This is a genomic window from Nocardia sp. PLKS1-43, assembly GCF_059510335.1.
This window is the reverse complement of the sequence record NZ_JCAJZQ010000018.1, coordinates 119,562-133,769: the sequence shown is the minus strand read 5'-3', so window position 1 is coordinate 133,769 and position 14,208 is coordinate 119,562. Positions and strand designations below refer to the sequence as shown.

General features: G+C 64.2%; 10 protein-coding genes and 3 pseudogenes. 6 read left to right on the top strand and 7 right to left on the bottom strand.

Annotation, left to right across the window (positions count from 1 at the left end):
- The first annotated feature begins 236 nt into the window (after nucleotides 1–236).
- The 4 genes from AC5WS7_RS37955 (at nucleotide 237) to AC5WS7_RS37940 (ending at nucleotide 3,828) form a co-directional block, all read left to right on the top strand.
- Nucleotides 237–1,427 carry an acyl-CoA dehydrogenase family protein gene (locus AC5WS7_RS37955; protein ID WP_495959480.1) on the top strand — a complete coding sequence of 397 codons (1,191 nt, stop codon included), beginning with the start codon at nucleotides 237–239 and terminating at the stop codon, nucleotides 1,425–1,427.
- Between the two features lie 73 nt (nucleotides 1,428–1,500).
- The gene (locus AC5WS7_RS37950; RefSeq protein WP_495959479.1) at nucleotides 1,501–2,868 is read left to right on the top strand and encodes a PucR family transcriptional regulator; all 1,368 of its coding nucleotides are present in this window, start codon (nucleotides 1,501–1,503) and stop codon (nucleotides 2,866–2,868) included.
- A 12-nt stretch (nucleotides 2,869–2,880) separates the two neighbouring features.
- Nucleotides 2,881–3,405, top strand: a complete 525-nt coding sequence (locus tag AC5WS7_RS37945; RefSeq protein WP_495959478.1) for a flavin reductase family protein — start codon at nucleotides 2,881–2,883, stop codon at nucleotides 3,403–3,405.
- Between the two features lie 3 nt (nucleotides 3,406–3,408).
- Entirely contained in the window at nucleotides 3,409–3,828 is a 420-nt protein-coding gene (locus AC5WS7_RS37940; RefSeq protein ID WP_495959477.1) for a 3,4-dihydroxy-2-butanone-4-phosphate synthase, read from the top strand.
- Nucleotides 3,829–3,857: 29 nt separating this feature from the next.
- On the opposite strand, the gene AC5WS7_RS37935 is transcribed toward AC5WS7_RS37940, so the two are convergent.
- Nucleotides 3,858–4,763: an IS5 family transposase gene (locus AC5WS7_RS37935; protein WP_495959476.1), complete on the bottom strand. Its 906-nt coding sequence runs from the start codon at nucleotides 4,761–4,763 to the stop codon at nucleotides 3,858–3,860.
- Between the two features lie 228 nt (nucleotides 4,764–4,991).
- A pseudogene (locus AC5WS7_RS37930) lies at nucleotides 4,992–5,198 on the bottom strand (hypothetical protein); the annotation flags it as partial.
- A 138-nt stretch (nucleotides 5,199–5,336) separates the two neighbouring features.
- Here AC5WS7_RS37930 and AC5WS7_RS37925 point away from each other — a divergent pair.
- Nucleotides 5,337–6,994: pseudogene (locus AC5WS7_RS37925) on the top strand (IS4 family transposase).
- Between the two features lie 13 nt (nucleotides 6,995–7,007).
- On the opposite strand, the pseudogene AC5WS7_RS37920 reads toward AC5WS7_RS37925, so the two are convergent.
- From AC5WS7_RS37920 to AC5WS7_RS37900, 5 genes and pseudogenes are all read right to left on the bottom strand, one after another.
- Nucleotides 7,008–8,085, bottom strand: a pseudogene (locus AC5WS7_RS37920) (IS3 family transposase); the annotation flags it as partial.
- Nucleotides 8,086–8,831: 746 nt separating this feature from the next.
- Entirely contained in the window at nucleotides 8,832–9,713 is an 882-nt protein-coding gene (locus AC5WS7_RS37915) for an enoyl-CoA hydratase-related protein (protein ID WP_495959475.1), read from the bottom strand.
- Entirely contained in the window at nucleotides 9,710–11,227 is a 1,518-nt protein-coding gene (locus tag AC5WS7_RS37910) for a class I adenylate-forming enzyme family protein (protein ID WP_495959474.1), read from the bottom strand. Before AC5WS7_RS37910 ends, AC5WS7_RS37915 begins: the two co-directional genes overlap by 4 nt.
- 259 nt (nucleotides 11,228–11,486) lie before the next feature.
- On the bottom strand, nucleotides 11,487–12,278 hold the full coding sequence (locus tag AC5WS7_RS37905; RefSeq protein WP_495959473.1) for an enoyl-CoA hydratase-related protein: 792 nt from the start codon (nucleotides 12,276–12,278) through the stop codon (nucleotides 11,487–11,489).
- A 33-nt stretch (nucleotides 12,279–12,311) separates the two neighbouring features.
- On the bottom strand, nucleotides 12,312–13,262 hold the full coding sequence (locus tag AC5WS7_RS37900; RefSeq protein ID WP_495959472.1) for a PDR/VanB family oxidoreductase: 951 nt from the start codon (nucleotides 13,260–13,262) through the stop codon (nucleotides 12,312–12,314).
- A 156-nt stretch (nucleotides 13,263–13,418) separates the two neighbouring features.
- On the opposite strand from AC5WS7_RS37900, the gene AC5WS7_RS37895 reads away from it, so the two are divergent.
- Nucleotides 13,419–14,204, top strand: a complete 786-nt coding sequence (locus AC5WS7_RS37895; protein ID WP_495959471.1) for an SDR family NAD(P)-dependent oxidoreductase — start codon at nucleotides 13,419–13,421, stop codon at nucleotides 14,202–14,204.
- Nucleotides 14,205–14,208: the final 4 nt, after the last annotated feature.

Here is a 14,208-nt window from a genome sequence, read left to right as displayed (position 1 = left end):
GTGTCTATAGCTGATGGACACGGCTTCATTTTTGGCGGAAAGCGAAAAACTGAAGCGCAAATTTTTGCGCAGAGCGCAAGAATATTGTGGCCCAGATCACGTAGCGTTTCTCGTGGGAATCCGAGATCGAGCCAGCACCCCGCCCTCCAGGCGGCGGAGTGGACGCTTGGAAGTACCCGCCACAGGCCGATCACGCCCATAGCGATACATCGTCCTGAGTGCCACTGTCCCGAAGAATGAAAGCCACCGAAATGAGCATCGCTACCAACCAGCCGACCGGGCAGGAACTTCTCGATCGCGCATCAGAGATCGCACCGAAGATCGCGCAAGCCGCACCCGATGCACTGACCCTCCGACGTGCGCCCGACGAATCTATTCAGGCACTCATCGACGCCGGATTGACGGCAATGTCCCTGCCTATCGACCGCGGAGGTTCGCAAGCACCGGCTTCCATCCAGTATGAGGTAATGGCCACGTTAGCCGCCGCAGATGGATCACTCAGCTGGGTGGCGTCGATCTACACTGCGGTCAGCCACATGGCCTGCGCATTCGGCGACGAGGCGCTCGATGAATTCCTTGCCTCGGATGCACCGCGTACGGCTGGCGTTTTCGCCCCGACAGGCAAATTCTCTGCGGTCGCCGGTGGGTACACCCTCAGCGGCACCTGGGCTTTCAGCTCCGGCCAACATCATGCCGGGTGGATAATCGTACCGGCACTACCCGAGGCAGGCGGGCCACCCGTCGCGTTTCTCGTTCCGAAGTCCGAATTCGAGGTCATGGACGACTGGTATGTCACTGGCCTCATCGGCACCGGTTCCAACACCGTCAAGCTCGACAGCGTCTTCGTTCCCGAACACCGTGCAATGCCGTTTATGGATATCGTGAACGGCAACGGCCGAAGCCGGTCGCTCGCGAAGGATCCGTATTACACGGCGCCATTCGTTCCCAGGATGTGCGCATTGTCAACCGGGCCTGCCATCGGAATGGCCCGGGCGGCACTGGCCTTGTTCGAGGAAAGAATCCAAGGACGTGGGATCACCTATACGAACTATACCCAGCAGAGCGAAGCGCCGATCACGCATCTTCAGCTCGCCGAGGCTCGAATGAAACTCGATGAAGCGGAATTTCACGCCCGTCGAATGGCGGACACGGTTGACCATTACGCCATAAGCGGTGCCGACTGGGATCTCGCTACGCGTGTTCGGTGCCGGGCCGACATCGCCAGGGCCGGAAAGCTGTGCCGGGAAGTCTGCGAAATCGTCGAAAATGGATCAGGTGGGAGCGCGATCCGCGCCAAGGACAAGCTGCCGGCAATTCTCCGAGATATCCGTACGGTGTCCGTCCACTCATTCCTGTTGGACTCTACCAACGCAGAACTCTACGGCAGGGTTCTCGCCGGCCAAGATCCGGGAGTACCGTTCATTTAGGAACTGAGCACGCATATGCCGCTGCGGACCGTCGCAACCGAGCGGGCTACGCGGAATACGGGAGCAGTACACAGTGATTACAATTGGCAGCAACGGTGCAGCCGATCCGAAGAAGTTCACCGATTTAGGTAGTTGGATACAGCATCTACACGTCCGAGAAGATATGCGTGTCGAATCGGTATGTTCGCCCGAACTTCTGCAATCGGCAATCGAACAGGTCGGCGATGCCCGAATTGTCGATTGGGCGGTCGCCGTGGGTATCGATATCGCCCGGCGCAGTATTGAGATATATCCCGGTTTCGGCACGGCTCCCGCCCAGTTTGCGACGGTCCGCCTCGGCACCGAATCTTCAGTGCTAAGCTCACTTCTTGCGATTCACGCTGGCGATCTGAGCACCCCAGAGATAAACGGCGATACGCTGCGAGCTATCCGGGAATGGGTGCACAGAGAAATTCCGCTGACAGTTATATGGGCGGCAGTGCGGAAGGGTCATGGATGGCTGGCAGAATCGTATATGAAAACCTGCGTGGAGCACGTTCCTGCTGCCGATCTTCCTGAACAGCTACAGCTGATATCTGCAGTGTTACTGAACTTTTTCGACCAATTTTCAGAAGCAATAGGGCGCGAGTACGATCTCGAATACTGTCGATGGAACACGACCACTTCCGCTGCACGCGAGCGAACCGTACGCAATATAATAGAAGGCGACTGCGCCGACATACCGGCAGCAGAGCGAGAGCTCGGTTACGCACTATCGCACCGTAACCATATCGCCGTCCTAGTTTGGTCCGAAACGAACGATTCTCCGCACACTGCGGAATTGCGCAATATCGCAAAGGAAGTTTTACATAATCGCGGTGCGGACAAATTTACATTTCTGCCGCACGGGCAGTTCGCTGTCCATGCCTGGGGTAGCAGCGCCACCGACATGACCGAGACACAGCGCTGGTCGCAAGCCGTCTGCGACCACAAGCGAGTCCGGGTGGCTATCGGCAGTTCATATGCCGGGCTGCATGGATTCATTCGCTCATACCACGAGACATTGGATGTGCAGAGCACTGTCCAAACCTTGCCCGGGTTGCGAAGCCAAGTGATCGATCATCGCGCGATACGCCTCCTCACATTACTGGTCCGGGACCCTGCTACGGCGCTGCAGTTTGTGGAAGCCGAACTCGGCGAACTTGCCGTCGATGACCCGCAGATGACCATGCTACGCACGACAGCCGAAGCCTATCTGCGGCTCAAACACAGCGCACTCGCCGTGGCGAATGAATTATATGTCGTGCGCAATACGGTGATATATCGGATAAAAAAGGCCGAAGAAGTGCTCGGACACAGACTGGACGAACGAGCATTGGAGACCTGGGCCGCGCTGGCTATCAGAAATAATATGACAGATCTCAAAATACCAATCCCGCCTATTGCAACACTCCGACAGTAGAAAGTCAATTCTATGCCAGACCCTCATCTTGCGCCTAACGATGATTTCAAAGATCTAATGGCTCACGTAGCATCCCCCGTGGCAGTAGTAACCGCTACGCGCGACAGGCAACCCTACGGTACGACCGTCAGCGCATTCATATCATTGTCCATGACCCCACCGATGCTTCTCGTGGCACTGGATAAGAGCTCCGAGACCTTGGCAGTCATAGCCCATTCCGGACGCCTCGGGGTGAATATCCTCTCAAGTCGGCAGTCCTCCCTCGCATTGAAATTTGCAGGCAAGGGCGGGAGTTTCAAGTTTCAGGACGTCTCCTGGAGAATAGATGATACGACTCCTCGTTTACATGAATCCGCCGGTTGGGTTTCCTGCAAAGTCAGTCGACTCGAGGAGGGCGGAGATCATATTATCGTCCTCGCTGACGTCCTTCACGCCGAAAATAATCACAGTCGGCCGCTGGTGTATCACGCGAGGACTTTCGGAACCCACTCCGAATTGCACCCCAACTGTGCGTCGCATAGCAATCTTGAGAGATGAACCATGTCCACGCCTATGATTAGCCGTACCGAGCGGGCAAATGACCTCGTGCACGGGGCCGACGCCCTCGCTGCGGGGACACTCGTCGTCCTCGTCGTAGCGGACCGGATTGTCCTGGTCGAATCCGCCGAGCACGCATCAACTGCGCAGATTGCCTTCATGATCCGACATTCGACCGGATTCCTCCAGGTCGCGTTGCCTGAAGATGTATGCGATCGACTGCTGCTACCCGAGGCAACGCCTACACATCGCTACGGTTCGGCAGCGGGGCTAGGACAATGCGTGACTGTCGATGCCGCGCACGGAACGACGACGGGAATTTCAGCTGCGGACCGAGCACTGACGGCCCGCACGCTCGCCAACCCGAACTCAACGTCCCAAGATCTGACTCGTCCCGGGCATCTAGGTTCTGTCTCGAAGTGAGGGAGGACGGGCCTGTGGCCCGTCCTGCCTCAGGAGTGTCTGAGCCACTGGTTGATCACCGCAATGTGGATCGTGGCCTGGTAGCGGACAGCGAGTTTGTCGAACCGGGTTGCCACGGCCCGATGCTGTTTGAGCTGGTTGATGCCCCGCTCGACGGCGTTGCGGTCACGGTAGATCACCGGATCGAACGCATACGGCCGACCCCCGCCACCACCGCGACGGCGCCGGTGCGCAGCCTGATCCGCCGGGACCGGGATCGTGGCCTTGATCCCATTGCGACGCAACCACTCCCGATTCCCGCGACTGGAATACGCCTTGTCGGCCAGTACACGCTCCGGACGCACCCGCGCTCGACCACCACTGAGTTTCGGCACCGCGATGCCGTTCAGCACCGCCTGAAACTGCGGACTGTCACCGGCTTGACCAGCAGTAACCATCACCGACAACACTCGGCAGCCCTGGTCACACGCCAGATGCAGCTTGCTGGTCCACCCGCCCCGCGAACGCCCCAGCCCATGATCAGCAGGCTCGCACTCACCAGGACCGGCTGGCGGTTCGACCTGCTCGCCGCCCTCGCGGCGGGCGCCCGCCGCATGGGGATGGGCCCTCGTGGTCGTGGAATCGACGCTGACCTGCCAGTCGATCACCCCGGCAGCATCGGCCAGGACCTGCAGCGATGTCACGATCGCGGCCCACGATCCGGCCCGCTGCCACCGCCGGAACAACCCATACACCGCTTGCCACGACCCGTATTCGGCGGGAACGTCACGCCACGGCGACCCGACCCGGCACCGCCACCGGATCCCGTCGATGAGCTGACGTTTTGTCCACTTCGGCGGGCGTCCCGCCTTCTTCCCGCAGGGCAGCAACGGTTCCAGCCGAGCCCATTGGGCATCGGTCAGGTCCGCACGCCCCGCCACCGCTACGCTGGCCACGAGGTCTCCGGTGCTATTCAGATTTGCTTGGTCGCTAATCCGAATACCGGAGACCTCGCCTATATGCCAACGCGGGCAACAGCTTCGGTCGAACATGCTGATGGGGTGGCACCGCTGCGCGGTGCCACCCCATCACTCACTTCGAGACAGAACCTAGTCCCGGTCCGGGTCACCCCAGCGGCGTACGAACGCCCAGAATGAACCACCCCAGGTTCGGTACACACCGGTTTATTTGATTCCGGTCTGCTGACAGGTGGCCCTGGCATAGTAGTCGGCCTCGTACTCGGCCGGTGGTTTGCGGCCGAGGCGGTGCATCAAACGGCTGCTGTTGTACCAGGCTGTCCAGGCGGAGGTGACCGCTTCCACGTCGCCGATGTCGCGCAGCGGGCCGCGGCGGAACGGGGAGTCCGCACGGATCGCTTCGGTCTTGTAGAGCCAATGCCGCGTAGTTAAGCCGTTGGGAGGCAGGTCAACTCGGGTGATCCCGAAAGTGGGTGTCGGGGAGGCAAAACAACGGGACCTCTGCTATTGCAGAGAAGCCGTCCAAGGTCTTCCTGCATCCGAGAGGTCCCGTTGCCCTCCCAGTCTGTCACTACGACACTCACCCGCACCATCACCGTGGCCGGGGGAATCTTCGCGCCCGGTCACCTCGGCGAACTCACGCAGTACCTGCCGTTCGAATTGATCGATGACGTTCTCACCCGGACCCGCACGGTGCAGCGTCGTACCCGCTTGCTGCCCTCGCGCGTCGGTGTGTATTTCGTTCTGGCACTGGCTGTTTTCCCGACACTGGGCTACGAGCGGGTCTGGGACAAGCTGATCGCCGGGCTGGGACCATTACGCCTCCGTAGCCCCTCGGAGAAGGGGCTACGGGATCTTCGCCGGCGCTTGGGAGTCACGCCGCTGAAGGCATTGTTCGAAGTAGTCGCTGGCCCGCTGGCGCAGCCTGCCGTCCCGGGCGTGTGCTATCGGCGTTGGCGCACTGTGGCTTTCGACGGCTGCGGCTCGCTGCAAGCTCCCGACCAGGAGCGGATTCGGATGCGGCTGGGCAAGTTCACTCGATACCGCGGCGGCACCGAGGGCTATCCGCATCTGCGGGTCCTGACCTTGTGCGAGACCGGAACCCGCGGCCTGCTCGGCGCGGTCTTCGGCTCGATCAAGCGTAGCGAGACCGACTACGCCGCCAGTCTGGTGCCGCTGTTGAACGATACGATGCTGGTGCTGGCCGACCGCAACTTCGGTGGCGACGACATTCTCGCCCGGGTCGCCGCCTCCGGCGCCCAGCTCGTGGTCCGGCTCAGCTCCCGCCGTCGCCCGGCCGTGTGGGCCACCCTGCCCGACGGATCGGTGCTGACCAGGATCAACGGTTACCGCTTCCGCATCGTCGATATCCAGATCACTGCCACCTGCGCCGACGGATCCCGCGTGGGTGACCGCTACCGGATCATCACCACCCTGCTCGATCACCGCGCCGATCCAGCGATCCAGATCGCTCGCCTCTATCATGAGCGTTGGGAGATCGAGTCGGCATTCTTCGCGTTGCGCCACACCATGTTTCGCGGACGGGTTCTGCGTTCGACCGACCCGGTCGGCCTCGAGCAGGAGATGTGGGCCGCCCTGACCATCTATCAGACGTTGCGCCGCGCCATGTGTGACGCCGTGGAAACCGCTCCGGGCACAGACCCCGACCGGGCAAGCTTCACCGTCGCCCTGACCGCCGCCGTCAACCAGATCGTCACCGCAACCAACATCACCAGCAACACCTCACCCGAAAACGCAATCGCCCGAGCGGTTTTGGACAACCGCCTGCCTGCCGCCGTCCGCGCATCAGCGCCCACAAGGTCAAATGCCCCATGTCCCGCTACGGGACCGCGCTCACCGGTAAGCGCCCTGCCAAGAGCCAAGCCGTCATCGGTCTGGAACTTTCCGCGCTCACCGACCCACAACACACCGAAGCGTCTGGACACCCCACAAGTGCTACCGACCCGGGCCACCGCCAGCAAGTGCTGCAGCTCCTGCGGACCGACCCCGGCCGCGACTGGACTCCCAGCGAGATCGCCCACGCGCTGAAACACGTTCCCTACCGCAGCCTTTGCAGCCAAATAGGCCGATGGACCGACCAAGGGTTCCTCGACCGGATCGGTCGTGGACGCTACCGCCTCAACCGCCAATGGCTGGCACCGCAACCACCACAGCCAGAAGGCAACTCGACAACCGACACCACCGCTTAACTACGCGGCATTGCTTGTAGAGCCCAATTGTGGTCTCGGCCAACGCATTATCGTATGCTTATCCGGACACTTCCGATCGACGGCACCATCCCGGCCAGCAGCACCGACTCAGCGAAGCGCACCGATGTGTATTGCGAGCCCGCATCCGAATGGTGAATCGTGTTGCCCAGCAACGGGTTACCTTCACGCTTGCGTAGCGCAGCAGCTTGACGCAGTGCTGATTCGACGAACCTGGTGCGTTTGTCGGTCGAGCATTCCCAGCCGACGATCCGGCCGGCGTGCGTACGCGTCGGTGACGAACGCCGTGTACACCCACTTGCCGTTCTCCAGCGGCACATAGGTGAAATCGGCCACCACCAGCTCGTTCGGTGTGTGGACCCCGAAGTTGCGGTCGACCAGGTCCGGTGCCCGCTGCGCCGACGGATCGGCCACCGTCGTGATCGGTGGCTTCCTGCGACGCATCACCCCGCGCCAGCCGCGGGCGCGCATGAGCCGTTCCACCGTGCACCGGGCGACCTCGATGCCCTCACGCTGGAGGTGAGCCCACATCTTCTCCGCCCCGTAGAGCGACTCGGGACGGCGGAAACCGTGCTCGTCGGGATCGTAGTAACCGGCAAGGACCTCGGTGATCGCTGCGTCCCACAGAGCTCGTTTCGACGGAGCCCGCCGCAACCAGGCATAGAAGGTTCTCGGGGCAATCTTGCAGCCGTGCGCTGTCAGCACACGGCAGATCGGAGCGACCCCGAACCGAGCACGATGCCCGGCGATGAACTCACAAATCAACGGTGTCGCGGGTCGCTCTCCCGCACGAAGAAACTTGTTGCGGCCTTCAGGATTTCGATCGTCTTCTCCAGCTCGGCGTTCTTACGCTGAAGATCCCGGATCTGCTTGGCCGCCGCCGTGGAAACCCCCTCGGCCTTGCCCTCGTCCACCGCCGCTTGCCGCACCCACCCCCGCAGAGTCTCCGCATGCATCCCCAACCGGCCCGCGACCGCAGTCAGCGCGGCCCACTCCGATGGATACTCATCACGGTGCTCGATGACCAGACGAACAGCCTTGGCCTTGGTCTCCGCGTCGTACTTGCTCGGCATGATGCCCACAACCTTCCCAGGAAAGAAGGTGTGCACCAAACCCGGAGAGATTCATTTGGGGTCGGAGCCGAGCCTTGTGCCCACGTTCCCAAAGGACGATCGAGGCTCGGCTCCGCCGGAGCTGCCCACCCCAGCAGGGGCGGGTGGACGATGTTCCGGTGCTTGTGCCGACCGATGGTGACGGTCACCTTGCACCGCGCCCGTCTGGTTCGTGTGACCGCTGCCGCCGACATGCTCGGCGATTCGAGTGTCCGGTTATCGCCACGAGCGCCGGGGAGCACGTGGAGCTGCCGGTCGCGCTCGCGACGGCGATGGGCTCATCCTCGCTCGCGCGGGGAGCACGGGCAGATGGTCATCGACCGGCACAACGTCCTGGGCTCATCCCCGCTCGGGCGGGGAGCGTTTCTGAAGCAGGGGCGGGAGATTGGCGTTGCGGGGCTCATCCCCGCTCGCGCGGGGAGCGTACTTCCTGACCAGTGATTCCTCGGGGCAGCGTGCAGACGTTTGGCGTCGCGGCGGCGGGCTGCCTTGCGGTATCTGCTGGCTTTGCTCCATCCGGCTCGGGGGCCGGTCGGTTTGTGGGCGCCGGTGTGGGGGCGACGTTCGTCGACGACCAGCGGGCCCGATCACCGAACTATGCCCCGAGAACCGCGACGGCAAGCCGTAACCGTCGCGGCCGGCCGAGTCCCTGAAAGCCCGCGTGGACTCAGCCGACCAGGAGGGCACGAATCGGCTGCGCGACAAGGCTATTGGCTGACCGAGTTGAACTCGGGTGCCTCGAACAACTCGGGAAGCCCGTCCGACACCCGGTCGGGGAATCGAGGAGCACGCTTGGACAGAAACGAATCCACACCCTCGCGCACGTCGTCCGACGTACCGCGCACGAAGATGCCGATCGACTCGGCCCGATGGGCAACCTCCGGACTGTCGGCGCCCAGCATCCGCCACATCATCTGACGAGTCAGCGCAACCGAAACCGGGGCGGTGCCCTTCACCAGTTCCCGGGCCACCTCGATCGCGCGATCGAGCACTCGCTCGACGGGCACGACCTCGCGGACCAGACCCCGTTCCAGGGCCTCGGCGGCGGGAATCATCCGAGCACTCAGCGTCCACTCCAGGGCCGTGGACACGCCGACCACGCGGGGCAGGAACCAGGTCGAACACGCCTCGGGGACCAGGCCGCGCCGGGTGAACACGAAGCCGAATTTAGCTGTGTCCGAGGCGATTCTGATATCGGCGGGCAACGTCATGGTGGCGCCGACACCCGCGGCGGGGCCGTTGACCGCGACGATCACCGGCTTGTGCGAACGATAGATCCGCAGCGATACCCGGCCGCCCTGATCGGCGGGTGCGCCGCCGGTGCCCGGATCGCCTTCCAGCACAAAGGTATCGCCGCCGGCGGCGAGATCGGCCCCGGCGCAGAATCCGCGGCCGGTGCCGGTGATCACCACCGCGCGCACGGTGTCGTCCGCGTCGGTCTCGTCGAACGCCGCGATCAGGCGGTCACCCATCTCGTCGGTGAAGGCATTGAGCCGATCCGGGCGATTGAGCCGCAGGATGGCGATCTCGCCGTCCCGTTCGAGCAGCACCGGACTGCTGTCGGCCTGCGGGTCGGTTTCCGAACTCATCGCACCTTCTCGAATCGTATTGTGACGTCCCGGTATTCGTCGCGGATCGCGGTCTTGGCCAGCTTGCCGCTGGGTAGCCGCGGCAGCGGTTCGTCGCGGATCACCACATAGCGCGGCACCTTGTAGTCGGCGACCAGCTGGTTGCAGTGCTCGACGATCGCCGCGGCGTCCACATTGCCGCTCACTGTCACGATGGCCGCGGGGGTTTCACCGAACCGCTCGTCGGTCGCGGCGATCACCGCCACCTCCTCGACGCCGTCCAGATCACCGATGACGCGCTCGATCTCCACCGGCGAGATGTTGATCCCACCGGTGATGATCAGGTCCTTCATCCGATCGACGAAGGTGATCCGCCCGCCTTCGTCCCGCTTGCCCAGATCACCGCTGTGCAGCCAGCCGTCCCGCAGCGCCTCCGCCGTGGTCGCAGGATCGTTCCAGTAGCCGGGCGTGACACCCGGCCCGTGCACGACGATCTCGCCTTCCTCGCCCGGATCGGCCTCAGTGCCGTCCGCGCGCACCACCTTCAATTCGGTGAAGATCGAACCCGCCCCGCAACTTTCGGGATGGGTGAAGGCCTCGGCCCGGGGGGTCGCGGTGGCCACGCCACCCGCCTCGGTCATGCCGTAGATCTGCCGCAGCGCCACGCCCTTGTCCGCCCACGCCTTCAGCAGCGCGGGCGAGACCGCCGCCCCGCCGATGATGGCGGTGCGCAGCGAGGACATGTCCGCGTCCGCGAATTCCGCGCTTCTGGCGACCGATTCCCACATCAGCGGAACCCCGAACATCGCGTTGACCTGATGGCGGGCGATCAGTCCGGCCGCGCGACCGGGCTTGAACTCCTTCTCCACGATCAGCGTATTGCCGAGCACGACGCTCATCAGCACGCCCCAGACCAGTCCCGGGGTGAACACCAGCGGCAGCAACAACAGCGAGGTGCAGCCGGGTCGGAATCCCTCCTCGGTGAGCGTCGCCTCGAACACGATGCTCAACACCGTCCGGTTGGTACAGATGACGCCCTTGGACACTCCGGTCGAGCCGCTGGTGAACAGCAGCGCGATGGGCTCCTCCGGCCCGACATCGATGCGGAAGTCGTCCCGCTCACCCGAGCGCAGGTCGGTGAAGTCGTCGAAGCTCAGGGCACGGAAATCCGGTCCCAGCTGCCGGGTCTGCTCGATCCGCTCGGCGAACTCCGAGGGCGCGATGGTGAGCACCGCGCCGGAATCGTCGAGCACCTTGCGCAGTTCGGCCGCGGTGAGGCGCGGGTTCAGCGGAACGACCACCGCGCCCGCTTTGAGCACGCCGAGAGCCAGCACGGGCCAGGTGAGCGAGTTCGGGCCCAGCACACCGACGCGGTCACCCGGCGCGATCCCGAACTCGACGATCCGGCGCGCCACCCGGCTCGACCAGTCCTGCAGTTCCCGATAGGTGAGCGTCTCGTCGCCGACGATCAGCGCGGGACGACTCGGTTCGGTTTCGGCCCACCAGTACAGAGCCGAGGCGATTGTCGCAGCCATCGTTGTCCTTCGCGTAGTGAAATGGCTTCGGGCGTGGTGTGTTTCGCAGAAGTTCGGCGCCACCAGCCGGGACGGCCGGCGATCCGGCGTCGGGATTTCTGGATGATTCGAGATGTGTGGACACCGGGTTCCGGCGAGGCGGTTTCGCGGCCTGCCCGATTGTGACCCACACTACATGCGCTTACATATTACGTCAATCGATATTTGTCTCATGTTTTACACAGGGTTGCCGTGGCCCGGCCGATCCGGCGCATCGCCGTCACTGCCCGGTCCACTGCGGCGCCCGCTTGGCGGCGAAAGCCCGCGGACCTTCCTTGGCGTCCTCGCTGCTCATCACGATGCGAGCGGCGTCGCGACTGAGTTTCCAATCCTCCTCCGCCCATCCGGTGTGCGCGGCGGCGCTCTCGTGCATCACACGTTTGCTCTGCTGCACCGACAGCGGCGCGTTCGCCGCGATGGCCGCGGCAAGCTCGTGCGCGGCGGCCAGGGCTCCCCCGGCCGGGGCGACGGAATTGACCAGGCCGAGTTCATAGGCTCGCGCGGCCGAGATCGGCTGTCCGGTCAACGCGATCTCCGCGGCGATCTTCGGCGGCACCTGCCGGTGGATGCGCAGCACACCGCCCGCGGCGGCCATCAGTCCGCGCCGGACCTCGGGCAGCCCCAGCGACGCCTGCTCGTCGATGACGGCCAGATCCGCCGACAGGACGATCTCGGTTCCGCCGCCGAGCGCGAATCCGTTCACCGCCGCGATCACCGGCTTGGGGATCCAGTGCCGCACGATTCCGGCGAAATCCCATTCCCGGTGGTCCGGATCGTGAACGTTACGCCCGGCCGCGATCTCCTTCAGATCCGCACCGGCGCAGAACGCCCGGCCCGCGCCGGTGACGATGACGACCCGCACCTGCGGATCCTGCGCCGCTCGTTCCAGAGCCGCACCCGCCGCCACGGACACGGCCGCGTTCACGGCATTGAGGGCGTCGGGGCGATTCAGGGTCACCACGGCGACGTGATCGCTCACCTCGTAGAGGACGGCGGGTTCGGCTTCAGACAACAGTGTCTCCTGACGTGTGGGCTGGGTGGTGGTCTACAGATCCAGGACGATCCGGGGCGTGCAACTTCGGGAGACGCAGATCATCATCGCGTCGTTCGTGGCCCGCTCGTCCTCGGTCAGTATGGAATCGCGATGATGGGGCCGACCGGCCAGGACGGCGACCTCGCAGGTCCCGCAGGTGCCCTCCCGGCAGGAGAAGTCGACGTTCACACCGCGGCGCACGAGCGCATCGAGCACCGATTCGGACTCCTCGACCGTAACCACCTCGCCGGTGCTCGCCAATTCCACCTCGAAGGAGGTCACCGGCGCGTCCGGATCGATCTCACGCGCCGTGAAACGCTCGACGTGCAACGTCAGATCGCGTGTGCGGCAAGCCGTTTCGATCGCCTGCAAGAGCGGCTCCGGGCCACAGCAGTAGACCGCGGCGCCGGGTGCGAGCGCGTCCAGCGCCGCGTCCAGGTCGAGCAGTCCGTATTCGCCCTGGGGACGCACGTCGACCCGATTCGGATGAGCCGCGGCCAGATCGTCGGCGAAGGCCATGCTCGTGCGCGCGCGACCGCCGTACAGCAGTCGCCACGGCCGGTCGTTCCCGTCCACCGCGCGCAGCATCGGCACCAGCGGAGTGATGCCGATCCCCCCGGCGACGAAGAGGTAGGACTCGGCCGGGGACAGGCCGAAGGCGTTACGCGGCCCGCCGATCGGGATCAGGTCGCCGACCTGGAGCTTGTCGTGGACATAGGCCGAACCGCCGCGGCCGTTCGGGTCGTGCAGGACCGCCACGGTCAGCGACTGCCGATCGGCCGGATCGCCGCACAGCGAGTACTGGCGGGTGATGTCGCCCAGCACCAGATCAATGTGCGCGCCGGGTTCCCATTCGGGCACCTCGCCGCCGGCGGCGTCGGCCAACGTCACCGCGACCACGCCGGCGGCCACGGACTCCTTGCCGATCACCCGCATCCGGCGGGGTGTCCGATCTTCGCTCATCAACCCTATCCGTCCACTGGAACAACTGTTTAACTAAATCTTAAGTCATTAGGTTTACTGAGTGCAATACCCAGCTAGACGGCTGATGTGAAGTCACGATAACATGTATAAACCTATAGATTTTAGTCATCCGAGCATTGCGACAGGAGCTACCGCATGGACACCACGGACCACCCCGCCGGATCGGTGCTGGACCTGTTCGGACTCACCGGACGGGTGGCCGTGGTGACCGGGGCCGGTACCGGGCTCGGGGCCGGATTCGCCCGCGCGCTGGCCGAGGGGGGCGCGGACGTCGTGATCGCGGCCCGCCGCCGCGACAAACTCGAGCAGGTCGCCGAAACCGTCACCGCGGTCGGCCGCCGGTGCCTGGTCGTGCCGACCGACGTCACCGACCCCGTGCAGTGCGACGCACTCGCGCAGGCGGCCGTCGCGGAGTTCGGCCGCCTGGACATCCTGGTCAACAATGCCGGGGTCAGCCACGTCGCCCCGGCCACCCACGAGGACCCGCAGGACTACCGAAACGTCGTGGACGTCAACCTGTTCGGCGCGTACTGGGCGGCGCAGGCGTGTGCCCGGGTCATGCGACCCGGATCCAGCATCGTGAACGTCGCGAGCATGCTCGGCCTGATCAAATCCGTTCTGCCGCAGGCCGCGTACGCCTCGAGCAAGGCCGGGCTGATCGGACTGACCCGCGACCTGTCACACCAGTGGTCCGGGCGAAAAGGCATCCGCGTCAACGCGATCGCACCCGGCTTCGTCGAAACCGACATGATCGGCGAGATGTCCGAGGCCACCCTGGCCGAATTCCTCCGGAACTGTTCGCTGGGCCGGACCGGCACGCAACGCGAGATCGACGCGGCGGTGATCTTCCTGGCCTCACCCGCATCCGGATACGTGACCGGATCGACGCTCGCCGTCGACGGCGGCACGTCCGGCCACTGACCGC